At 54.8% G+C, this 23,278-nt stretch carries 24 protein-coding genes and 1 pseudogene; 16 read left to right on the top strand and 9 right to left on the bottom strand.

The window, feature by feature from the left end; all coding sequences use genetic code 11:
• Nucleotide 1: 1 nt before the first annotated feature.
• From GS630_RS20790 to GS630_RS20800, 3 genes are all read right to left on the bottom strand, one after another.
• Complete coding sequence (locus GS630_RS20790; RefSeq protein WP_171621209.1) at nt 2–1,570, bottom strand: Tad domain-containing protein; 1,569 nt, start codon at nt 1,568–1,570, stop codon at nt 2–4.
• Nucleotides 1,571–1,593: 23 nt separating this feature from the next.
• Complete coding sequence (gene cpaB / locus GS630_RS20795) at nt 1,594–2,409, bottom strand: Flp pilus assembly protein CpaB (RefSeq protein WP_171235430.1); 816 nt, start codon at nt 2,407–2,409, stop codon at nt 1,594–1,596.
• A 134-nt stretch (nt 2,410–2,543) separates the two neighbouring features.
• On the bottom strand, nt 2,544–2,717 hold the full coding sequence (locus GS630_RS20800; protein ID WP_171180515.1) for a Flp family type IVb pilin: 174 nt from the start codon (nt 2,715–2,717) through the stop codon (nt 2,544–2,546).
• A 327-nt stretch (nt 2,718–3,044) separates the two neighbouring features.
• Here GS630_RS20800 and GS630_RS20805 point away from each other — a divergent pair.
• A pseudogene (locus GS630_RS20805) lies at nt 3,045–3,420 on the top strand (transposase); the annotation flags it as partial.
• 499 nt (nt 3,421–3,919) lie between these two features.
• Here GS630_RS20805 and mgrA read toward each other — a convergent pair.
• The 4 genes from mgrA to GS630_RS20825 form a co-directional block, all read right to left on the bottom strand.
• Nucleotides 3,920–4,951: an L-glyceraldehyde 3-phosphate reductase gene (gene mgrA, locus GS630_RS20810; protein ID WP_371809127.1), complete on the bottom strand. Its 1,032-nt coding sequence runs from the start codon at nt 4,949–4,951 to the stop codon at nt 3,920–3,922.
• 226 nt (nt 4,952–5,177) lie between these two features.
• Entirely contained in the window at nt 5,178–6,239 is a 1,062-nt protein-coding gene (locus GS630_RS20815) for a YeeE/YedE family protein (RefSeq protein WP_171181858.1), read from the bottom strand.
• Nucleotides 6,240–6,280: 41 nt separating this feature from the next.
• Entirely contained in the window at nt 6,281–6,589 is a 309-nt protein-coding gene (locus tag GS630_RS20820) for a metalloregulator ArsR/SmtB family transcription factor (protein WP_170514663.1), read from the bottom strand.
• Nucleotides 6,590–6,689: 100 nt separating this feature from the next.
• Nucleotides 6,690–7,064 (bottom strand): hypothetical protein, encoded by a 375-nt coding sequence (locus GS630_RS20825; protein ID WP_171181856.1) that lies wholly within the window; start codon nt 7,062–7,064, stop codon nt 6,690–6,692.
• An 80-nt stretch (nt 7,065–7,144) separates the two neighbouring features.
• On the opposite strand from GS630_RS20825, the gene GS630_RS20830 reads away from it, so the two are divergent.
• The 14 genes from GS630_RS20830 to GS630_RS20895 all read left to right on the top strand — a co-directional run bounded on the left by GS630_RS20830 (nt 7,145) and on the right by GS630_RS20895 (nt 20,065).
• Nucleotides 7,145–7,885: a cytochrome c biogenesis CcdA family protein gene (locus GS630_RS20830; RefSeq protein WP_171181853.1), complete on the top strand. Its 741-nt coding sequence runs from the start codon at nt 7,145–7,147 to the stop codon at nt 7,883–7,885.
• A gap of 14 nt (nt 7,886–7,899) precedes the next feature.
• Nucleotides 7,900–8,478, top strand: coding sequence for a thioredoxin family protein (locus GS630_RS20835; protein WP_171181886.1), 579 nt, complete (start codon nt 7,900–7,902; stop codon nt 8,476–8,478).
• A 130-nt stretch (nt 8,479–8,608) separates the two neighbouring features.
• Complete coding sequence (gene soxX / locus GS630_RS20840) at nt 8,609–9,085, top strand: sulfur oxidation c-type cytochrome SoxX (protein WP_171181851.1); 477 nt, start codon at nt 8,609–8,611, stop codon at nt 9,083–9,085.
• 46 nt (nt 9,086–9,131) lie between these two features.
• Nucleotides 9,132–9,548 (top strand): thiosulfate oxidation carrier protein SoxY, encoded by a 417-nt coding sequence (gene soxY, locus GS630_RS20845; protein ID WP_058275041.1) that lies wholly within the window; start codon nt 9,132–9,134, stop codon nt 9,546–9,548.
• 36 nt (nt 9,549–9,584) lie between these two features.
• Nucleotides 9,585–9,914 (top strand): thiosulfate oxidation carrier complex protein SoxZ, encoded by a 330-nt coding sequence (gene soxZ / locus GS630_RS20850; protein WP_170380046.1) that lies wholly within the window; start codon nt 9,585–9,587, stop codon nt 9,912–9,914.
• Between the two features lie 70 nt (nt 9,915–9,984).
• Complete coding sequence (soxA, locus tag GS630_RS20855; protein WP_171181849.1) at nt 9,985–10,830, top strand: sulfur oxidation c-type cytochrome SoxA; 846 nt, start codon at nt 9,985–9,987, stop codon at nt 10,828–10,830.
• Nucleotides 10,831–10,917: 87 nt separating this feature from the next.
• On the top strand, nt 10,918–12,615 hold the full coding sequence (gene soxB / locus GS630_RS20860; protein ID WP_171181847.1) for a thiosulfohydrolase SoxB: 1,698 nt from the start codon (nt 10,918–10,920) through the stop codon (nt 12,613–12,615).
• 24 nt (nt 12,616–12,639) lie between these two features.
• Nucleotides 12,640–13,902: a sulfite dehydrogenase gene (gene soxC / locus GS630_RS20865; protein WP_171181845.1), complete on the top strand. Its 1,263-nt coding sequence runs from the start codon at nt 12,640–12,642 to the stop codon at nt 13,900–13,902.
• Nucleotides 13,886–15,211, top strand: coding sequence for a c-type cytochrome (locus tag GS630_RS20870; protein ID WP_171181843.1), 1,326 nt, complete (start codon nt 13,886–13,888; stop codon nt 15,209–15,211). Before soxC ends, GS630_RS20870 begins: the two co-directional genes overlap by 17 nt.
• Nucleotides 15,212–15,213: 2 nt before the next feature.
• The gene (locus GS630_RS20875) at nt 15,214–15,921 is read left to right on the top strand and encodes a c-type cytochrome (RefSeq protein ID WP_171181841.1); all 708 of its coding nucleotides are present in this window, start codon (nt 15,214–15,216) and stop codon (nt 15,919–15,921) included.
• 24 nt (nt 15,922–15,945) lie between these two features.
• Nucleotides 15,946–17,208 carry an NAD(P)/FAD-dependent oxidoreductase gene (locus tag GS630_RS20880; protein ID WP_171621207.1) on the top strand — a complete coding sequence of 421 codons (1,263 nt, stop codon included), beginning with the start codon at nt 15,946–15,948 and terminating at the stop codon, nt 17,206–17,208.
• 80 nt (nt 17,209–17,288) lie between these two features.
• Complete coding sequence (locus GS630_RS20885) at nt 17,289–17,723, top strand: DUF302 domain-containing protein (RefSeq protein WP_171181837.1); 435 nt, start codon at nt 17,289–17,291, stop codon at nt 17,721–17,723.
• A 1-nt stretch (nt 17,724) separates the two neighbouring features.
• On the top strand, nt 17,725–18,948 hold the full coding sequence (gene hemA, locus GS630_RS20890) for a 5-aminolevulinate synthase (protein ID WP_171621206.1): 1,224 nt from the start codon (nt 17,725–17,727) through the stop codon (nt 18,946–18,948).
• Between the two features lie 58 nt (nt 18,949–19,006).
• The gene (locus GS630_RS20895; RefSeq protein ID WP_371809122.1) at nt 19,007–20,065 is read left to right on the top strand and encodes a YeeE/YedE family protein; all 1,059 of its coding nucleotides are present in this window, start codon (nt 19,007–19,009) and stop codon (nt 20,063–20,065) included.
• A gap of 1 nt (nt 20,066) precedes the next feature.
• Here the strand turns inward: GS630_RS20895 and GS630_RS20900 are convergent, their stop codons facing one another.
• Both GS630_RS20900 and GS630_RS20905 read right to left on the bottom strand, forming a co-directional pair.
• Nucleotides 20,067–21,008, bottom strand: a complete 942-nt coding sequence (locus GS630_RS20900) for an MBL fold metallo-hydrolase (RefSeq protein ID WP_171621204.1) — start codon at nt 21,006–21,008, stop codon at nt 20,067–20,069.
• Between the two features lie 2 nt (nt 21,009–21,010).
• Entirely contained in the window at nt 21,011–21,817 is an 807-nt protein-coding gene (locus tag GS630_RS20905) for an MBL fold metallo-hydrolase (protein ID WP_245223326.1), read from the bottom strand.
• Between the two features lie 722 nt (nt 21,818–22,539).
• Here GS630_RS20905 and GS630_RS20910 point away from each other — a divergent pair.
• Nucleotides 22,540–23,268, top strand: coding sequence for an SDR family NAD(P)-dependent oxidoreductase (locus GS630_RS20910; protein ID WP_171712222.1), 729 nt, complete (start codon nt 22,540–22,542; stop codon nt 23,266–23,268).
• The last annotated feature ends 10 nt before the right edge of the window (nt 23,269–23,278 follow it).

A 23,278-nucleotide genomic window follows, 5' to 3' on the forward strand; every position in this document is an offset into this window, starting at 1 on the left:
ATTACTCGTAAAGCTGAACCAGATCGTGAACGATGCCGCCAACTCCGGCGCCGCCGATGCCATCCGATACGGTCTGAATGACCTCACCATAGATGACCGCGTTGGCACCGGTGCTGCCGGATTCCGAAGGGCGGATCAGGAACATCTCGATGAAACTGGTGACCGGAATGGTGCCCGACCCACCGTTAAGCTCGTCCTCAAACGTCGCACAATCGATACCGGCAACGGTGATGACACGGCGCGTAGGATCGGCGCGACCAGCTGACGGGGGTTGGCACGAAGGCATGCTGCTTTCAGCTTTGCCACCGGCGGTCAGGATAGCCTCCAAAGCGGCCTGGTTGGTGACCTCTGCATTGTAGATGTCATAGCGGGTGCCACCAGTCGGGAACCAAGGCGGAATACCGGTCGGGAGAGGGCCGCTGAAATCAGCGCCATAGTTGATAGTCAGATACTCGGTTAGGCCAGTGGTAAAGACGCCATTGCCGATACGAGGCGATGGGCAAGTGCCGCTGGCAAAACAGTCGTCAAGCGGCAGACCCACGGTCGCGGCCGGATCAAGGACCCCGTTCGCGTCATAGGTGGGCGACAGCTGGCTGGTGCAGCTGTTTCCGTTACCTGCAGTGATCCAGCCGTCCAGGACATGCGGAGAAGAGGCGAAATTGTCGACGTCGTAGCGCGAGCCGTTGCTGAACTGCTTGGCGCTAGATTCAAACCGGTCGAAACGCGTGTTGAAGCCAGCCACCATGTTGCCCACGCTCAGACCCGGTCTGGTTTCAACGCCTCTTTGGCTGAAGCACATGGAAACAGCGCGCGATGCCGCCAGAGCACATGAATCTTCCTGACCGTTTGGTGCAGGATCGCAGGCACCGGAGGCATCGATGGCCAGATTCTGATTGGAAGACAGAAAACCGAAGTTGCCGGGCCCCCATTGTCCATTGCCGCCTTGGCTAACCATTCTAATCAACTGGCCTTCGGTCAGATCGAGGCTGGGCTGCGGCAGGCAGATGAACATCGGGGTGATGTCGCAGGCCATCAGGGTGAACCCTGCTACGGCTTCGGCGTTGACGCTGGAGAAAGGCTGCGCATTGCCCAAAAGAGCCGCCGCTGCCGCCGCCAGCGGAGTGGCAACCTCGTGCGTGTCGACGGTCACCCGAACAAATGCAGCAATCGGTCCGCTGGCTGGATCGGTCGAATCCAGCAGTTGCGCGGGTTGAGCGGGATCGGTCGCAGTTGTCGGCGGGTTTTCGTAAAACCGTAGCTGGTAATCCGTTGCACCGGACAACAGCTGATCCTTGTTGCGCACGCCAAAGCTTTGACGGTCGCGGATCATGTTTGCAGCCGCATTGGTGGCACGCGTGATTGAATCCGGGCGCCCATCCAGTTCCCCCGCAGCCGCAAGGGCGACATTGTCCGCAAAGCTCTGCAATTCCGACTGGGTGGTGGTCACGCGGCCAATGTCGAATGCAAGGGCGGCCATACCGACCATGACCGACAGGGCCACCGCAACAAAGACCAGGATCGCGCCGTCTTCGGAGCTGCGGAATTGACGTATGAATTGAGCGAGGGACACGGTCGAAACCTTCCTTGGTCGATTCAGTTAATGATGGATTCAGTCACTTCGGTGCCGCGGCGGACCCGGATTATCGTTTTGCGCACCGGTTCTTTGATGTCCTGCGCAATAACCGGTTCATCAATCAGCAGATCGTTCAACCGCGTCATAGTCAGCGTCTTGTCCTCGGTGTCATCAATGGACCGCAAGGTCAGGCTCAGCCGACCGGCACGCTGCGCCAGGGCAAGGCGCTGGACCTGATCAGGCGTAACGGCAACAGTAACCGTGCGCGCAACAACGGGTTGGTCGGTCTGTTCGTCAGATTCCTGATCGACACCGATGACCCTGATGTTTTGCAAAATGGTGACGGCGTGCATGTCTCTTTTTTCACCAGTGGTCATCACCACATCGACCCGATCGCCCGGGGTTACAAAGCCCCCCACGGCGGTTTCGGCGTCAACCTCGATGGCCATGGCGCGATGATCTGCGCCCAACGTCTGAACGATGGTGACCTTCTCACCAAAGTCGGAAACCTTGCTGTTCAGTATCAGTTCACCCTGAGTAATTGCGCGACGGGCGCGACGGGACGGCATGTTGGCCGCCGCAATCAGGTCGTCGTAATCTGTAAAGACGCCCACGGGTACGGCACCACGGGGCCAGTCAATGGTTGTCAGCGCGCCGGGCTCGATTTCTTCGCCGAACGAAATATCGCGCGATGCAACGACCACGCTCACCATCTCGCTCTCGGCCTCGACATTTGCGGACTGAGTATCGAATTGAATGTAATCCCGAGCGACGTAAACCGACCCTCCGGCTACGACTAGGCCCGTCAATGCAGTGAAAATGGCAGAGAGTCTCATCTGGTGCTCCTTCAGCTATTTCCTGGCGTTTATTGAATGAACCGATCGGAACGGTTGCACTTTGCCAATGGATCAAGAAAATTTTCCGGGGCGATAAGCACGCGGGGCTGAGCGCACCGCGTGCTTTGTATTCCTTAAGGAATCAGGGTTTCCGCGCTGGTGAACTGACCGTTAACGTCAGCGCCCAAAGCTGTCAGAGTGGCAACTGCAATCGCAGTGACGATTGTCAGAGCAACACCATATTCCACGATGGTCGCGCCGCTTTCGTCGCGTGCCATGGTTTTCATCGTTACGTAAAGCTTCAACATTTTACTCTCCTAGTTAACTCACTAGTTACTGATGGATGCCGCCCAAATTCGCGGCGTTCTAACCCCCTCCATATCGACGGAGCCTTCCACAAGGTTAGGTCCCGCCGTCAGGGCGCCGCATCCTCCAAACCACGGAGAAATACACGCCAGGATTGTAAGATTTGGCATTTTGGTCGATTCTGTGTCGGAAAATTGCCTGATCCCTTACCGGAATCCGAATGGCTAGATTCGTGATTCTTTCCCAACTGACGGGTCGCCAATTCTGGAGCCAAGCTGCTTTGCTGCCAAATGGGTTGAAGGATTCACCTCATAAATCCAGCATGATAGCTGAGAGATACGACCAGTTGGGCCCGAACGAAGTACAAGACCGGGAACTGGCCTTCGTACAATCACGCATTGAAAGAACGAGGATCGCTTTCGATCTGGTTTGATCCTGAGATAGATTGGACACCGCTACCTTAAGGCAAGCGCGGTCGTCACCACAGTTTCAGCGAATCCGCATTCCAAGCGTGTCTGACCCTGAAGGTTTTGTCGGGCTGCAGCTGAGGCAAGCCACGGGCTTCGTGGGTAGTTGCCTGCGGCTGACTGGCGGACTGTGCAGTGCCTGATTTCAGTACCCTGTGCCGCCGTCAAAGAACGCTGAAGGTGAGTCTTCCGTATCGCGGCGGGAAGCGGCCCGCTGCATCTTCTGATCGACTCGACGCTTCACTATTCTTCTCGTGCGGCTCGCAGATGTGCGTATGAACGACAATCCTTTTGATCGGCAGCCCGAAGTTGATGCGACACGGTCCGATCTCGCTCACCTCGGGAATCTTGCGCGGTCTACGGTCGCATAGCATCTGGGTCAACTCCAAGAAGCAGGTTTCATCTCTCGAGCCTACGGGAGTTTCAAGCTTCTAAAGCCACGCGAGATGCGAATGTCATTAATCGCTGGAGCTGACGCGGATTCATGACTCTTTCTATACGGACGCATTGGGTCTGCAGTCGGTTTTTCCAAAGACTGCTTGCTCCTGCGTTGCGGTCATTGGGGCATCGCGCAGCATTGGCCAAAATGGGCTCGAAGCGGACCTTCGATGCGGCTGTCGCAGATGGCCGCTTTGGGCCGATCGCTCTTGATAGTTGTTTGGGTAAACTGAAGAAGTTGGACCCGCCGTTAGTCTAAAGCTCTGTAGGCCGTGGCATTGCGTACGTTCTAAGGACGATCATTCTGTTTCTGAAGACCGCGCCCACAAATTGATATCTTCTTCCGAACTGATTTCATCGATCTTTTTCAACTCGTCAGCGCTGAAGTCGAGATTATCAACAACGCCTGCGCAATCTACGATTTGTTCCGGGCGGGACGCACCAATAAGGGCGGTCGTCACGCGCCCACTTCTGAGCACCCAGGCCAGGGCCATTTGCGCCAGGGTCTGCCCGCGTGCCAAAGCCATTTCGTTCAGAGCACGGACACTTGCCAGAGACCGCTCGTTGATCATTCCATCAAGCAGTGACTTTCCTTGTGTAGCACGGCTGCCATCCGGAATATCGCGTAGGTATTTTGACGTTAGAATGCCTTGTGCCAGTGGCGTGAAAGCAATCGATCCCACCCCAAGATCGTCCAGAGTATCGAGTAAACCGTCACGCTCCACCCAACGGTTGAGCAGATTGTAAGAAGGTTGGTGAATCAGACAAGGTGTCCCAAGGTCGTTGAGAATTTTTACCGCCTCGCGCGTGCGTTGGGAGTTGTAGCTCGAGATACCTGCGTACAGCGCGCGACCCGACCGTACGATATGATCCAACGCGCCCATCGTCTCTTCGAGCGGGGTGTCAGGGTCAAAGCGGTGGGAATAAAAGATGTCGACGTAATCAAGCCCCATGCGCGCGAGTGATTGGTCACAGGACGCGATCATGTACTTGCGCGACCCCCATTCTCCGTAGGGTCCCGGCCACATGTCGTAGCCGGCTTTGGAGGAAATGATCAGCTCATCCCTGTAACCCGCGAAATCCGTTTTGAGGATCTCGCCAAATGCCTCTTCGGCTGAACCGGGTGGTGGACCGTAGTTGTTCGCCAGATCAAAGTGCGTGATCCCATGATCAAACGCGGTCCGACACATGGCGCGCTTGATTTCGTGTGTGGAGTCTGCGCCAAAATTATGCCAAAGGCCCAGGCTGACAATAGGAAGCTTCACACCAGACCGCCCACATCGCCGATACACCATCCGCTCATAGCGGTTCGGCTCCGGGGTGTAAGGAATGGGTTTTGGTTTTGGCGGTCGTTGAGCTTTGGTCATGCGCACATAATCAATGGATTGTTGAGCCTGTCAAACGGATCACCTCCTGCAATATCGACGTGAGTTTCCAGCCGTCCTGGTGGATAGCCTTGGCTGACCGACTATGTGCCTTCAAAGGTGATCGGATTCTGAACGATAGAGAACCGCCGAAACCGTCCTCCAAACGTGAATTCTGATTTGAACTGTGAATTCAACGCTCGGTTATGAAGGACAGTCCAGACACGAGTTGTTTCAAGCCAAGCGCCGCACCGGCGAAGATGGCAGCGAATGTTACAGGCGCGCTGTAAGCCAAAAGTGAGAAGGCAGATATACCTTGTCCGACGCTGCAACCGACCGCGATGATCGCGCCTGGCCCCATAATCGCCGCGCCGAGCATCTGGCGCTTGAGTTCACGTGGATCCTCGCATGCTTCCCATCGGAAATGACCTTTGGACCAGGACCCCAAAAATGCACCAATGAGAACGCCGGAGACTGATCCGACCGCAAAGGACAAAGTGTTTCCGGAGGCTGTCATAAGGTAGAATATTGTGTCGCCAAGGGGCGCAGCGAAGGTGTGGGTTTGAACTGGCTCACCATCGAAACCATGCGTCGCAACCCAATTCGTGCCGAGCCACCCAGATACGATCGCCAGCCCAACCACAGATCCCCAAAACACCTGTGCGGGATTGCGGCGGAAGCGCTGGTTTGCCAAGGCGAAAATCATCAACGCAACGCCAATGACCACGCCAATGAGCCAAGCTGGGATAGAGGTCAGTTGTTCGGCAAGGAAGCTAATGCTCTGGGGGCCTTCAAGATCCATTTCCTCGGGGAAGACCCAAACGCGCAAATATGCAAGGGGCCCGGACATGACAACGTAAGCAGACAGACCCATAATCAAAACGATGACGAATGATCGAAGGTCGCCGCCTCCAAGCCTTGCCAGCGCGCCATAGCCACAGTTTCCGCTGATGGCCATTCCGTAACCGAACATGAGACCACCCACGATCGACCCAAGTGGGTTCCAGGTCTGTGCAAGATACCTTGTTCCAACAGGGTCCAGCCACCCTAAAGCCATGGCTGAGTGGCTGCCGACAATTGCTACGCCGATCGCAATTGCCCACATGCGCAGCCGCCGGTCATCATCTGCGTAAAGGTAGTCCTCGATTGCACCCAACGTGCAAAAACGGCCAATGCGTGCGGCCAAGCCCAACACAATACCACCGATCAAACCGATCAGGGCGACGGTGTTGGCGTCTCCCAATGCTTCAAACATTGCCAGTCTCCTCCCAAAGCTGGCGGGTATTTTGGCGGCTTCTACTTCTCCCTGCAGAATAGATCGTAAACGACTTCCAGGATCTGTGTCGATCGATCATCCGCCAATCTGTAGTAGATCGTTTTCCCCTCGCGTCGTGTTTTGACCAAGCCCTCAAAGCGTAAGCGAGAAAGTTGCTGAGAAACGGCGGCCTGGCGTGCCGAGAGCATTTCTTCCATCTGCGTGACAGATTTTTCACCCGAGGACAGGTAGCATAAGATCATAAGGCGCCCTTCATGGCTAATTGCCTTGAGGAAACTCGACGCCGTCTGAGCATTCTCCATCATTCTGTCCAGGTCTTCTGCGCACATGTCCTTTGTGAACACTGGCAGTTTCGATGGTTTGTCCAACAAGATTGCCTCGCTTTCTTGGCTTCACGCATTCATAACAGTTTATGTAATGCGCCGCAGATTATCCAGAGGTCTCAATCGATATCCCCGCGTCACGCAGCAAAACGCCCAGCAACCCCCAGAAAAAATCTTCGCCGGGATAGCCTTCGATCCGGCCGACCTCTTGGCCATTGTCCAGCAGAACAAAGGTTGGCGAGTAGTAGAGAGGGCGCTCCAATGCGACGCCGTCAGGCATAGCCGCGTGGAGATCGATGCGCTGAAGTGGAGCGGCATGTCCTTCTGGTGTCTTGGGGTAAATCTCCGAGATTTCGGCGTCCCAACGTGCGCACCACATACACCCATCTTCCTCGGCCATCAAAAGCGTTATTTCTGCCCGTAAAACCACAGGAGAAACAAGCAACGTGATTGCAAGCAAAAGCAGAAGTAGGTGACGCATCTCAAGCTCCGATTGACCGCAGCGACATATTTTTATTATTTTGAATGTGTGAATGATAGCGTGCCAGGACAGATTTGACCATGCTCGACATTACATTTGCAGGAGCTTTGGTCGCAGGACTGTTGTCTTTCCTGTCGCCCTGCATCCTACCTATCGTGCCGTTTTATCTTAGCTATCTGGCCGGCGTCGGGATTGATCAGATATCTGCGGGTTCTACAATTCCCAGCGGCGTTCGTCGCAAGGCAACGCTTTCTGCGATAGCATTTGCAGCCGGGATCATTACGATCTTCATGGCGCTGGGTGCGACGGCTTCGATATTCGGGCAATTGGTACGAGAGTATTTTGACATCCTGCGTTGGATCGCCGCGGCCATCATCATTGTGATGGGCATGCATTTCTTGGGGATTATCCGCATCGGCTTCCTTTATCGCCAATTTCGAGCGGATGTTGGTGATACATCAAATGTAAGCCTTGTTGGGGCATATGTTCTTGGATTGGCGTTTGCTTTTGGCTGGACACCCTGTGTTGGGCCGGTGCTCGCCGCGATCCTGTTTACAGCGGCCGGAACCGAAACGGCCTGGCGTGGAGCGGTGCTTTTATTCGTCTACGGGGTTGGAATGACCGCACCGTTTGTTCTGGCAGCCTTCCTGGTCCGCCCCTTCATGCAATGGATGGCACGGTTCAGAAAGCACTTGCCCCTCATCGAAAAGGCAATGGGTGGCTTTCTGGTGCTCTTCGGCATCCTCATCGCAACCAACTCCATCAATCACGTCGCACAATGGATGCTCGACCATATGCCTTGGCTGGCAGCCATTGGTTAATTCGGGAGGAAGACATGAAACGAGTTTTGTCAGTATTGATCGCTTGTCTGATCGGCGGGGCAGTTTTCGCCGCTGAACTGGGCGACGACGGTTTGCATAAAACGCCGTGGATGCGCGACACGTTCAAAGACCTTCGTGAGGATCTTGAAGAGGCGTCAAGCGAAGACAAGCGGTTGGTTTTATTCATTGAGCAACAAGGCTGCATCTATTGCAAGAAAATGCATGAAGAAGTGTTCCCCCAGCCTGACCTTGCAGCGTTCATCGAAGAGAATTTCTTTGTCGTCCAACTGGATTTGCATGGCAGCACCGCAGCCATCGACTTTGACGGGGAAGAAAATGAGCAAAGAGCGCTGATGCGAAAATGGGGGATTCTGTTCACCCCGACGCTCGTATTTCTGCCGGAAGAGGTGCCAGAAGACGCTACAGCCATCGATGCTGCGGTCGCTGTTATGCCCGGAGCGTTCTCAAAGGGAACAACCTTAGACCTTTTCACCTGGGTCGAGGAAAAACGATATGAGCTTGATAATGGTGAAGATTTCCAACGTTATCATGCGCGGCGCATTCAAGAGCGAAACAATGTTTCTCAGGATTGAGTGCTGCCGTTATAAATAAAAAATTCATTATTATGAATTTAATGTTGCGACAACCGGTACTCGTCGACTACGGTACACAAAGGCTTTGGGTCGCAAGGCGCCGTCGGCGTGTTAGCAAATGGGAGGGATCATGAAGCTGAGACTCTTAACATTGGTCTGCGCAATGACAGGCGTTGCCGCATTTGCGGCAGAAACAGACCCGCAAGACGTAACCTATGACGACTATGGTGCCATTGAGGCTTCGTTGACCGGTGCTGCTGGCGACGCGGCTAATGGCGCGCTCATCGTTGGGGACAAGTCAAAAGGCAACTGCGTCGCGTGCCACGCGGTTTCGGCTTTGGCCGACATCCCGTTCCATGGCGAAGTTGGTCCAATGCTGGATGGCGCCGGTGATCGTTGGACCGAAGCAGAACTTCGCGGATTGGTCGCAAATGCCAAGATGACGTTCGAAGGCACGGTGATGCCTGCGTTCTACAAGGATGACGGCTATATCCGCCCGGGCGACGCCTATACCGGAAAAGCCCCAACCGCGCCTTTGACGTCGATCCTGACAGCACAAGAAATCGAGGATGTGGTCGCGTTTCTAGCGACCCTGAAAGAAGAATAGCTGCGCTTTCAGGCGCGGATTTTCGAAGAATCAAAGGAGATTGAAAATGGAACTCTCTCGCCGCGAGACACTGGCCCTTGGGCTGGGCGCCGCGTTCCTGACAATTATGCCGCTTCGGGCAAATGCAGCTGCTGAAGATGCCATTGCGGCATTTACAGGCGGGGCAGATGTGGCCGACGGCGGTGTTACATTGACTGCACCGGAAATCGCAGAAAACGGTAATACTGTACCTATCGAAGTCAGTGCTCCGGGCGCAGCTGCAATTCTCATCGTGGCTGCAGGTAACCCCGAACCGGGCGTTGCAACCTTCAATTTCGGTCCGTTGGCTGCTGAGCAAGCCGCATCAACCCGCATCCGTCTTGCCGGAACGCAGGATGTCATTGCCGTGGCGAAGATGGCAGATGGCAGCTTTGCCAAAGCGTCTGCGACCGTAAAAGTGACAATCGGCGGCTGCGGCGGCTGATCGCCACGCGCGCCTCGAAGAACAGGAGATTAATCAATGGCTTCCGGTGTAAAACCCCGCGTCAAGGTTCCAAAGACAGCCGCTGCTGGCGAAACCGTTACGATCAAGACATTGATCAGCCACAAGATGGAAAGCGGCCAGCGTAAAGACAAAGAAGGCAACGTCATCCCGCGTTCGATCATCAACCGTTTCACTTGCGAGTTTAATGGAGAAATGGTGGTTGATGTGACGATGGAGCCGGCGATTTCGACCAACCCGTATTTCCAGTTCGAAGCGACTGTGCCCGAGGCCGGTGAGTTTGTCTTCACTTGGTACGATGATGACGGCTCTGTCTACGATGAGAAGAAAACGATCGAGATCGCCTGACGGCTCGACCACTAAGGCAGATCAGCGCTGGTAGGAGGAACTGGCGCTGATCCACCAAGGGAGGAACGCAATGAATACCAAGGCACTTACGGCGATCGCGGCAATTCTGGTTTTCCCGGCTGCAGCGATGGCTGGACCGGACGAAGACAATTTGGTGATCAATGATGAGTTGGACATGACTTCGGTTACCGAAGCTCCGGCACATCTGGAAAATTTGGACACGATCTATTCGGGTTGGCATTTTCGCACGGATGAAACGCAAGCGCTTCAAATTGATGACTTCGACAATCCTGCAATGATCTTCGTCGATCAGGCCGCCGATCTCTTCGAGACCGTTGATGGCGCCGCTGGCGAGAGCTGTGCCTCATGCCACGATGGGGCGGAAAGCTTCAAGGGATTGCAGGCGTCCATGCCGAAAGTGGATGCCGAAACTGGTAAGCTGGTCGTCATGGAAGATCTGATCAACAAGTGCCGCACGGACCGCATGGAAGCCGATGCCTGGAAATGGTCCGGGGGCGATATGCAGGGCATGGTCGCTTTGATCGGTCTGCAATCACGCGGGATGCCAATGAATGTCGCGATTGATGGCGATGCCGCCCCGTATTGGGAACAGGGCAAAGAGATGTATTACACCCGCTATGGTCAGCTGGAGCTTAGCTGCGCCAATTGTCATGAAGACAACTGGGGCAACATGATCCGTGCCGACCACCTGAGCCAGGGCATGATCAATGGGTTCCCGACATATCGTCTGAAACAAGCCAAGCTGATCTCGCGCCACAATCGTTTCCGCGGCTGTATTCGCGATACGCGGGCGGAAACTTTTGCCGAAGGATCGGACGAGTTCCGTGCGCTTGAGCTCTATGTGGCCTCGCGTGGCAACGGGCTTTCAGTCGAAACTCCAGCAGTACGTCAATAACGAACGACCCGCGTGGGCAATGTCCTGCGCGGGATTTTCAGGAAAATAACATTCACATATTTATATGTGTTACAGGAAAGCGGATAGATGATTTCTCGACGTGACTTCTTGCAGGTTTCAATGGCAGCCTCGGCTCTTTATGGGGCGTCCGGGTTTGGCAACTGGGCCAAGGTTGCTGCGCAGCAAAGCCTCACGCAGGATCAACTGCTGGAGTTCGAGACCTTCGGCAATATCAGCCTGATCCATGTCACCGACATCCACGCGCAACTCAAGCCGATCTATTTCCGTGAACCTGAGATAAACTTGGGTATTGGCGATGCGCGAGGGCAGATGCCGCATGTCACAGGGGCGGCGTTCCGCAAGGCCTACGGGATCGAAGATGGAAGCCCGTCGGCCTATGCGCTGACCTACAATGATTTCTCTGCGCTGGCCAAGACCTACGGTCGGGTCGGTGGATTGGACCGGGTCTCAACTGTCATCAACGCCATTCGTGCCGACCGTCCTGATGCCCTTTTATTGGATGGGGGCGATACCTGGCACGGTTCTTACACCTGCTATCAGACGGCCGGTCAGGACATGGTCAATGTCATGAACGCTCTGAAACCCGATGCTATGACCTTCCATTGGGAGTTCACGTTGGGCAGCGACAGGGTTAACGAAATCGTCGAAGGTTTGCCCTTCGCGGCCTTGGGTCAGAACATCTTTGATGCCGAGTGGGACGAACCTGCAGAATTGTTCCAACCCTATAAGTTTTTTGATCGGGGCGGTGCAAAGGTCGCCGTGATCGGGCAAGCGTTTCCTTACATGCCAATCGCGAACCCAGGCTGGATGTTCCCAGAATATTCATTCGGTATCCGGGATGAAAACATGCAGGCCATGGTGGACGAGGTTCGCGATGCCGGTGCCGATGTCGTTGTCGTCCTCAGCCACAATGGTTTTGACGTGGATAAGAAGATGGCAGGCCGCGTGCAAGGGATCGACGTGATCCTCAGCGGTCACACGCATGACGCCCTGCCCGAGCCGGTTCTGGTCGGTAAAACGCATATCATCGCGTCTGGCTCGAACGGCAAGTTCGTCAGCCGCGTGGATCTCGACGTGAGGGACGGGCAGATGATGGGGCTGAAGCACAAGCTGATCCCGATCTTCTCGGACGTCATCGCTCCTGATCCTGCGATCACTGCTCTGATAAATGATCAGCGCGCGCCTCACGAGGCTGCGCTGAGTGAGGTGATTGGCAAAACGGATTCGTTGCTCTACCGCCGCGGCAATTTCAACGGCACCTGGGATGACCTGATTTGCGATGCCCTGATCAAAGAGCGTGAGGCAGACATCGCGATGTCGCCTGGCGTCCGTTGGGGACCCTCAATCCTGCCGGGGCAGGACATCACGCGTGAAGACGTCTGGAACGTCACATCGATGTCGTATCCCAATGCCTATCGCACAGAAATGACGGGCGAATTCATCCATGTGATCCTTGAGGATGTCGGTGACAACCTGTTCAATCCCGATCCCTACTATCAGCAGGGCGGCGATATGGTCCGTGTCGGTGGGCTTGGCTACCGCATCGATGTGACCAAACCACAAGGGCAGCGGATCAGCGAAATGACCCTGCTCAAAACGGGTGAAGCGATTGATCCGTCGAAAACCTACGTCGTGGCTGGTTGGGCCAGTGTCAACGAAGGCACTGAAGGCCCGCCGATCTGGGATGTCGTCGAAAGCCACATTCGCAACCTTGGCACCGTAACGGTGCAAGAGAACACCAGTGTCGATGTTGTCGGTGCTTAAGAAACAGATGGAGACCTAAGAGATATGGATGACGCGTTCAAACCGTCCCGCCGGGCCTTCCTGAAAGGCAGTGCAGCGGTCGCCGCAGGATCAGTTGCGGGTGCGGCAGTGGCAGACACGCCCGATCCTCTGATAACAGAGCTGCAGGATTGGGCGTCTTACACAGGTGCCGGTGTCGATGAGTCACCTTATGGCATGCCGATCAGTTTTGAATCCCATGTTGTGCGCCGCAACGTGGAATGGCTGACCGCCTCTCCGATTTCGTCGATCAACTTTACACCAATCCACGCGCTTGATGGCACGATCACTCCGCAAGGTTGCGCATTTGAGCGTCATCACTCGGGCGCGATCGAGTTGCGCAAGGAGGATTATCGTCTGATGATCAACGGGCTGGTCGATCGCCCGCTTGTATTTACTTACGACGACATCGAGCGGTTCCCGCGCGAAAACCATGTGTATTTCTGCGAATGTGCGGCGAACACCGGTATGGAGTGGGCTGGTGCTCAACTCAATGGCGTCCAGTTCACCCACGGCATGATTCACAACATGGAATACACCGGCGTTCCGCTGCGGACGCTGTTGCAGGAAGCAGGCGCTGATATCTCACCCGACAAATGGGTCTATGTTGAAGGCGCAGACGCGTCATCCAATGGCCGCTCCATCCCGATGGAAAAAGCACTGGATGACGTGTTGGTGGCTTTCAAGGCAAATGGTGAAGCGCTGCGCATGGAGCACGGATATCCTGTGCGACTGGTTGTTCCTGGCTGGGAAGGCAACATGTGGGTCAAGTGGCTGCGCCGGATCGAAGTCGTCGATATGGCGGTCGAAAGCCGTGAAGAAACATCAAAGTACACCGATGTCTACGCCGATGGCACAGCCCAGAAATGGACTTGGGTGATGGATGCAAAATCCGTCATTACTTCACCCAGCCCGCAAATGCCCATCAAACACGGACCGGGACCCTTGGTCATTTCCGGGCTTGCCTGGTCAGGCCACGGGCAAATTTCGCGGGTTGATGTGTCCAAGGACGGTGGGATTACCTGGGAGACAGCGCGTCTTGGCAAGCAGGGCGACAGCAAGGCTTTGACGCGCTTCTATCTCGACACGAACTGGGACGGAGCACCAATGCTTTTGCAGGCCCGGGCGATAGACGAAACCGGCTATGTTCAGCCGACCAAAGACCAACTGCGCGAAAAGCGCGGAGAGAACTCGGTCTACCACAACAACTGTATCCAGACTTGGTACGTGAGCGCAGAAGGGATCGCTGAGAATGTCGAAGTCTCTTAGTCATGTTTTCCTGCCCGTATTTGGCGGCACAGCGTTGGTGCTTGCGGCGGCTGTGGCTATTGCGAACCGGAATTACGGCCAATCGCAGATAGAAACCCTGGAAACCCGGATCAGCCAGGTTGAGGCGCACGCAGCGAAAGCCCAGGAAAACGCGCAAGCAGAGGCCAGCCGGGCTGCCGAACTGGTGGCCAAGGTTGAAGAAATCCAGACAGCGGCGGCCGAGCGGGTCGCAACCGGGATGAACCTGACCGCACCCGCGCCCAGCCAGGATGGCACTTATGGGCTTGGACGTCCTGCTCTGGAGGAAGAGATCGCGGCATGGGACGTTGACGTCTTGCCCGACGGGCGTGGCTTGCCGGTTGGATCAGGCGATGTCTGGACCGGAGAAGAAGTGTTTGTCGACCGTTGCGCGTCTTGTCACGGCGAGTTTGCCGAAGGTGCCGACAATTGGCCTGTTCTGGCAGGTGGTTTCGATACACTTGCAGATGAAGATCCTGTAAAAACCGTTGGGTCCTATTGGCCGCATTTGTCCACCGCCTGGGATTACATTTCTCGGTCGATGCCGTTTGGTGAAGCGGGCACGCTGACAGCGGACGAGACATACGCAATTGTCGCCTACATCCTTTATTCCAATGATCTGGTGGATGACGATTTCGTTCTCAGCAACGAAAACTTCGCCGATTTCGAGATGTACAATATGGACGGTTTTGTTGTCGATGTTCGACCCGAGACGGAATACGCGGAATGGCGAGAAGAGCCTTGCATGGAGAACTGCAAAACAGAGGCATCGGTTACTATGCGTTCTGTCTTTCTGGTTGAGACGCCACCAGAAGGCGGTTCGAATTCGGTCATGAATGAAGCCAGCGCGGACGGGTTGCCGACGTTCACGGCGGAAGGGCCCTCGTTCATTCCAGCCGCAGCGCCAAAGCCTGAGGAAGAGGCCGCCGCAACACTGGCTGTTCAGGAAATCGAAGAGTCTGACCAATCAGCGGACCTTCTCGCCGCCGGAGAAAAGGTCTTCAAGAAGTGTAAGTCCTGCCATCAGGTCGGTGAAGGTGCAAAGCATAGCACGGGACCAGCGTTGAACGGAATTATTGGGTCCAACGCAGGGTCGGTAGAAGGTTTCAAATACTCCAAAGCTATGAACGCTGCGGCCGAGACAGGTCTCATTTGGACTGATGAAGAAATGGCGGCCTTCCTGACAAAACCCAAAGACTACATGAAAGGCACGCGCATGTCTTTCGCCGGGCTTAAGAAACCGGACGATATTGAAGCTGTGATCGTCTACCTAAAGTCGTTCGGAAGCTGATCATGCGGTGGTCGTTCCTTTTAACCTGCGCAACGGTATTGGTTTCGATCGCTCCATCGACCCACGCAACAGAAGACCTTGGCGACGCGGAAGCAGGGAAAGTGGTGTTCGCCCAATGCCAAGGCTGCCATCAGGTCGGCGAAGGAGCCGAAAACAAAATCGGGCCGCACTTGAACGGTGTTTTTGGGCGTAAGGCCGCAGGACTGGAGGGTTTCAACTACTCCAAGAGCCTTGTGCGCGCGGGCAACTCGGGTCTGGAATGGCACGCTGACACACTGTCCGCCTACATCGAAAATCCACGCGCATTTGCGTCAGGCACGAGGATGAGTTTTCGCGGTTTGAAGGACCCGGAAGACCGAGCCAACGTGGTCGCCTATTTGCGGGCGTTTTCTGACAATCCTCAGGACATCCCAGAAGCGGACCCAACGGCGAAAGGAACGGATCATTCGATCGATCCCGCGATTCTGGCGATACAAGGAGATCCTGAGTACGGCGCATATCTCAGCAGCGAATGTACAACATGCCACCAGATCGAAGGAGGCGATGAGGGCATTCCTTCGATTGTGTATTGGCCTGACGAAGACTTCGTAGTCGCTATGCACGCTTACAAGGACAAACAGCGGCCACATCCAGTCATGCAAATGATCGCCGGGCGGCTGAGCAATGACGAGATCGCGGCATTGGCCGCATACTTCAATAATCCAGAGTGAAAGTGCCTAAGGGGAGGAAACGCGATGACACTCAATAGACGAGTATTTCTTGGAGCCGCCGGGGTCGTGGCCGCCGGGCTATCTGCTCCGATGGTGCTGGCTCAAGGCAAGCCCCGAGTAGTGGTTGTTGGTGGCGGTGCGGGCGGTGCAACTGCCGCGCGGTACATCGCAAAGGACAGCAAAGGAGAGGTCGACGTGACGCTGATCGAGCCGTCTCGGACCTATTACACCTGTTTCTTCTCAAACCTTTATTTAGGAGGTTTTCAGGAGCTATCGGACATCGCTCACAGCTATGGCACGCTTGCCGCGAATTACGGTATCAACGTCGTGCATGATTGGGCCACTGGGGTCGACCGCGATGCCAAGACGGTTTCCTTGGCGGGTGGCGGGTCAATTCCCTATGACAAGCTGATTCTAAGCCCGGGTATCGACTTTGTAGATGGAGCGGTCGAGGGCTGGGACGTCTCGGCCCAGAATAAGATGCCGCATGCTTATAAAGCTGGTTCACAGACAGAGCTTTTGAAAGCGCAAATCATGGCAATGCCCGAAGGTGGTACCTTCGCGATGGTCGCTCCTCCTAACCCCTTCCGTTGCCCGCCTGGGCCATATGAGCGGATTTCGATGGTTGCGCATGTTTTGAAGAAGAATAATCCGACAGCAAAGATCATTGTGGCCGACCCGAAGCCAAAGTTCTCGAAAATGGCGTTGTTCCAAGAAGGCTGGGGAAACAACTATGAAGGAATGGTTGACTGGATCGGCGAAGATTTCGGCGGTGGCAATGTATCCGTGAATCCGGATGCAATGACGGTGACCATCGACGGCGAAGAGACAAAGGTTGATGTCTGCAATGTAATCCCAGCGATGAAAGCCGGCCGCATTGCGGAAATGGCAGGAGTAACCGACGGCAACTGGGCACCAGTAAACGCTGCGGACATGTCCTCCAAAGCCGATCCGGACATATATGTTCTTGGTGATGCCAGCCAGCAGGGTGACATGCCGAAATCCGGGTTTTCGGCAAACAGTCAGGCGAAAGTTTGCGCGAACGCCGTGCGAAGTGCGTTGACCGGGTCTAAAGTATTCCCGGCCAAGTTCTCGAACACATGTTGGTCGCTGATCGATACCAATGATGGCGTTAAGGTTGGCGCAACCTACGAGGCGACACCTGAGAAGATTGCCAAAGTTGACGGCTTTATTAGCCAGACCGGAGAAGATGCCGACCTCAGGAAAGCAACTTACGAAGAGTCTCTTGGTTGGTACGCCGGTATCACGTCGGACATGTTTGGTTGAGGCAATCGGGGGCTTTGACCGGTGTCAAAGACCCCGATGATCAATCTGAGAAAATGCGGTTCAGGAGGAGGACTAAAACCATGAAACACTTTATCGCCGCGGCCGCGTTTTCCACTGTTCTGGCGAGCCAAGGGCTTGCAGAAGAGATCATCACTACCCCCTTCGACGGTAGTTTTGATGACGCGACATTTGCAGTCGAGTCCGCGATTGTGGGACAGGGACTGGTCATCGACTATGTGAGCCATGTTGGGGAAATGCTGAATCGAACAGGCGCAGATGTTGGCAGCGACAAGCAAATATTTGCGGCCGCGGATATCTTCATTTTCTGCTCGGCAAAAATCTCGCGCGAGGTCATGGAAGCCGACCCAATGAATATTGGCTTCTGCCCCTATGGGATTTTTGTAGCCGAAGACGACAATGGTGTGATGGTTGGATACCGAAGCTATCCTGATGGACCAATGCAAAAGGTTCAGACCCTGTTGTCCGGGATCGTAGAAGAAGCCGTTGGGAACTGAAATGAACTACCAGCAGTTTTTTCGTGGTCAACTCGACCAGCTTCAAGAGGAAGGGAACTACCGGGTCTTTGCGGATCTCGAAAGGCAGTGTGGCGCGTTCCCGACAGCGCTTAGCTACGCGGAAAATGGTCCCGAGAAAGTCACTGTGTGGTGCTCTAATGATTATCTGGGGATGGGTCAGCACCCCAGTGTTATTGCAGCAATGCACAAGGTGATCGATGAGTGTGGTGCCGGGGCAGGCGGAACGCGGAATATCTCTGGAACCACCCACCAGCATGTTTTGCTCGAGCAGGAGCTTGCTGACTTACACGGCAAGGACGCTGCATTGCTGTTCACCTCCGGGTACGTCTCGAACTGGGCTGCTTTGGGAACCTTGGCGTCTCGCATTCCTGGCATCACAGTCCTGTCTGACGAGTTGAACCATGCCTCGATGATCGAGGGCATTCGCCACAGTCGGTGCCAGAAGCGTATCTGGAAACACAACGACGTGGCGGACCTTGAAAGGCACCTTGCTGAATTGCCTGCCAATGCACCGAAGCTCATTGCGTTCGAAAGCGTCTATTCCATGGATGGCGACATTGCACCAATTGCCGAGATCTGTGATCTGGCGGATCGCTATGGCGCGATGACCTATTTGGATGAGGTTCACGCCGTAGGGCTTTATGGACCGCGCGGCGGAGGCATTGCCGAACGCGAAGGCCTGATGGATCGGCTAACCGTCATTGAGGGGACATTGGGCAAGGCGTTCGGCGTAGTTGGTGGATACATCGCGGCGTCGAAAGAGCTGGTGGATTTTGTCCGATCCTTTGCCAGTGGTTTTATCTTCACCACTGCATTGCCTCCCGCCGTGGCCGCAGGAGCTGCCGCTTCGGTTCGGCACCTGAAGCAAAGCAATTCGGAACGACATTTGCACCAGCAGCGCGTGCGCGAGGTACGAGACAGGCTGGACGATTTGGGCATTCCGCATACACCGAACCCAAGTCACATCATTCCGGTCATGGTCGGCGATCCGGTCAAGTGCCGCTTCATCTCTGACGTGCTGATGCGTGACTATGGAATCTACATCCAGCCGATCAACTATCCAACCGTCCCCAAGGGAACGGAACGTCTACGGATTACACCTTCCCCAGTGCATTCCACCGAAGACGTGGATCGACTGGTATCTGCTTTGGGTGAATTATGGACGCAATGTCAATTGGCCCGCAGGCCAATGGCCGCGCAATGACAATGACAGCTTGACCGAAGACAAGGACGCGCAAGCAACGAAGTGAGAGTTTCTGTTGATGGAAAGGCTCATCGATTTGTTGGGAGACCCTGGCGCTTTGGCATTTGCCGGTGCGCTTATTGGTATCCTGTTCGGCGTGATGGCCCAGAAGTCTCACTTTTGTTTGCGAGCGTCGACCATCGAAGTCGCCGAAGGCGAGCTTGGTCCTCGCCTGGCGGTTTGGCTGATCGCCTTCACCGCAGCGCTCACCTTAGTACAGGCCTTTGTCGCGTTTAAGTGGTTGAACCTTTCCGAGACACGCGCGATCGCGTCGACGGGCAGCCTTAGCGGAGCAATAATTGGTGGGGCGATGTTCGGCGTTGGAATGGTTCTGGCGCGCGGGTGTGCATCTCGCCTGTTGGTATTGGCCTCCTGCGGTAATCTGCGCGCCTTGATTACTGGATTGGTTTTAACCTTAGTGGCTCAGGCTGCTTACACGGGCGTTCTTAGTCCTGCCCGCGAATTGCTTTCCGGGATCTGGACTGTCTCAGGAGGCGCCTCGAGAGATCTTTCAGAAATACTTGGATTTTCACCAGTGGCTTATACAGCCGTTGCAGCTTTGGGGTTGGTTTCGGCAATTGCATTTGCGTTCCACCGGCGAGTTGCGCCTATCAGGATCATAACAGCCGCCGGCGTTGGTTTGGCGGTGGCGCTTGGCTGGTTGATGACATTTGCGATCGCGCAAGCATCTTTTGACGTCGTGCCCGTGTCGTCAGTCACATTTACCGGACCGGCCACGGATACACTAATGAGCTTGGTTGCGGAGAGGAACGTTGTTTTGTCTTTTGGTATCGGCCTTGTTCCAGGCGTAGCAATTGGTGCCGCAGGCTCAGCCCTAACTGCAGGGGAGTGGAAGATCGAACGGTTTGGCCCGGATACTCCGATGGAACGCTACCTTGTTGGAGCTGTCCTCATGGGGTTTGGAGCCATGCTGGCCGGGGGTTGCGCTGTGGGCGCAGGGCTTTCGGGAGGGTCCGCCCTGTCATTGACGGCGTGGCTTGCCGTTTTCTTCATGTGGGTAGGAGCGATCAGCACGCATAAGTTATTGAGGCGAATACCTGTTCCTCAAACGTCCTGAGTCATTCGAATTCCATTTGTTCAAATACTCGCCCGGCATTTTTTGTCGCCAGTTCCTCAAACGTGTCCAAATGGGCGAAAGGTGATTGATCGACATAGTAAGCCTCGGTCAGATCGCCGCCGGCATCCATATGCTCTTTGATCTTGCCGCGCAGATAGATCAGGTAGTCGCGTGTATAACGGCGCACCTGATCCATGTTCGTCGGATGACCATGTCCGGGGATGACGTATGTGGCTCCCAAAGCTTCGAACTCGTTGTCCCAGGTCTCAAGCCAATCCGCAGTATAGGTCTCTTGAAAGATCGGTAGCATTCGCTCGTGAAACGCCATGTCACCCGCGATGACAAGGCTTTGGTTCGGCAGCCAAACCGATATATCACCGGGGCTATGGGCCGGCCCGAGATATTTGGCCTCAATCCGGAAATCACCCATTTCAACAACGTATTCATCCTCGAATGTCTCGGTTGGGCCTGCCAGGACGGTTCCTTCCGCCTTGTCCTGATTGTACCGTTGCATTCCTTCAAGGATCTGAGAGCCATATTCCTCGAATTCAGCCGCAGCATCCGAATGGGCGATGATCGGAATACCGAGCTCTGACCAGTATGCGTTGCCAAGCATCGCGTGCCCCTGACCATTCTCGTTGAAGACAAGCTTAACCGGCTGATCCGTGATTGCCTGAATTTCTTGGTGAAGCGCTTCAGCAAGCCCATAGGCCGCGCCGCCGTTTATAACGACCACGCCCTCCCCGGTTACGATAAAACTGAGATTGTTGTTATGACCAGAGTTCTCGTAGGTCGGCGGTGCGGTTGCACCAATGGCGGAATAGACGCCGGGGATGTATTCGACCGGTTTGGAATACAGCACACTTTGAGGGTATTGGTCTGCAATATCCTCGCTTGCCCAAGCTTGTGTGCCCAGGGCCAAGACAATCGCCAGCGATCGCATCTTTATGGCTCTCCAATGTACTTATAGGCAGACCCAGTCTTCTCGACCCGGCCGATTCCACCATTCGGCAGGTGGAAACCAATTGTTTTCATTTGCCCGTGGGAAATCTGATCCAGCAACGAATTCCGAGTTGCTGCGGCCGCCTGTGGATCCTGATCCGTCCCGCTGGGCCAGTCGGGGCGTTCAAAAGCTACGTGTGGATTTCCCAACGCGTCGCCGACAACCATCACGGATTCACTGCTGCTGCGAATTTCAAACGCCATGTGACCGGGCGTGTGTCCATAGCTTGCGCGCGCGGCGATACCGGGAAGGATCTCTTGCCCGTCGTCAAAGAACGCGACCTGATCCTCAATTGCTGCCATACGCCGCTTTGCGCCTACTGCGAACGCAGCGCGATCTTCTCCAATGGTATCCACTGTTGAGGGGTTCCACCAATAATCCCACTCATTACGGCCAAAGTGATGCGTAGCGTTCGGGAACAGAAGGTCGTCGAAATCATCCAAAACGCCCCAAATGTGATCCGGGTGCGCATGGGTGAAGATCACGTGCGAGATGTCTTCGGGCGACAGGTTGGTTGTTTCAAGAGCTTCCAGAAGCTTACCAGAAGTGGGCATGAAATCTGGCCCAGCTCCCACATCGAACAGCACCGTGTTTTGATCATCTCGATAAAGCGCCACGTTGCACTCTGGCTCGTATTTGGTCGCGTCCACCTTGTAGTTGTCCAAAAGCTGCCTGAGTTCTGCCTGCGGCATGGCGCCAAAGACCATATCCGGAGGCAAGGACAGGTACCCGTCTGATATGGTTGTCATGCGAGCCGAAGCACCGAGTTGTAACTCTGCCCTCACGAACCTGGATTGTACTCCAAGCGCTGCGATACAAGCGGCGCTACACAAGAATCTGCGTCGTGAAAATGCATCTCCATTCATACACAATCAATAAAATGAATGTTTTGATTTGTAAATGAGTAAAGATGCAGATGGATGGAATTCCGCCAAGCTATCTGCGGGCGGGGGCGATTTGCAGATCAGCTTTTGGTCTCTCCCTTAGGAGCTCACAAGCGAGATTGGATCGCGAATTGTTTTGGGCAATCGGTGCGAATTTCTTTGGGCTGCTGCGCGTAAAATTTCTAAATGATTTTGAGAAGCGACGCGAACACCTACGCGGCATCCTACACGCTTGTGGGTTTGCACATAACATTTCGTGCACCGCAAAAATTTGCGTAGTTTGTCCATAGTTTTGCGCTGCGTGATTGTGTGCATTAGCGGTGAATTGAATCAGTTTTGGCGTAGTCGTTGCGGTTATGGTCCTGTGCGTTGCTCGATGCCGCAAAGGGCCTCCTTAAGGAACCTTGGATTCTCGCGAAGGTCTGCGATGCGTAGAAAGCGGACTTTGCGAAGTCTAGCTTGAGCCCAAAACGGAAATGCACTGAATTCAAGTACAATTGACTTTTGCGGCTTTCGGATAAAAGGGTTGTGAGTTTCCTTCTTTAATTCGAAGTACCCAAAATCATGCCAATGTGGGAGTGCTGACTATGAAAACAGCGGTTGTGACCGGCGCTGCAGGAGGGATGGGTCAGGCCATCTGCCGCCAACTGCGGGCAGATGGGTTCCACGTGTTTGGACTGGACCTCAACGAGGAGGGCCTAGGTGAAATGGCAGCGGAGTTAGGTTCGGATTTCACGCCTATCTGCGTTGACTTAACGGATCCCATTGCTATCGCTCATACGTTTGATGGAATTAGGTCAGAGTATGGCGGTCTAGATGCTTTGGTAAACAACGCGGGCACCTGCTTCATGTCTGAGTTCCCGCACATTCTGCCCGAAGAACTCGAACAGCAGATGGCAATCAACTTTAACTCTGCATTCAATTGTTGCCAGCAGGCGGTTCAGTTGATGTTGGAACGCGAAGGCGTCAAGAAGATTGTAAACATCTCATCGAATGGAGCTTACAATTTCGATGTGTTCGACCCTCCCCATTACCGGGCGTCAAAGGCTGCGATGGATACCCTAACGAAAGACCTCGCCCGTCGATATGCACATGAAAAAATCTGCGTAAATTCGCTGGCTCCTGCCATGACTGAGACACCGTTGTTCAATGTCTTAACCAAGGACGTCTTGGAGAAAGCCGTTAGTGCCATGCCGCATGGTCGCGCGATGCTACCTGAGCAAATCGCCTCTTGGGTTGGTTTTCTCATTTCGCCGGCTGGTGACGTTTCCAGTGGAAATGTGATTGTTCTGAACCAAGGGCGCGACGTCAGATAACTCTGAGGTG

The organism is Ruegeria sp. HKCCD7303 (assembly GCF_013111185.1).
Classification (GTDB): Bacteria; Pseudomonadota; Alphaproteobacteria; order Rhodobacterales; family Rhodobacteraceae; genus Ruegeria.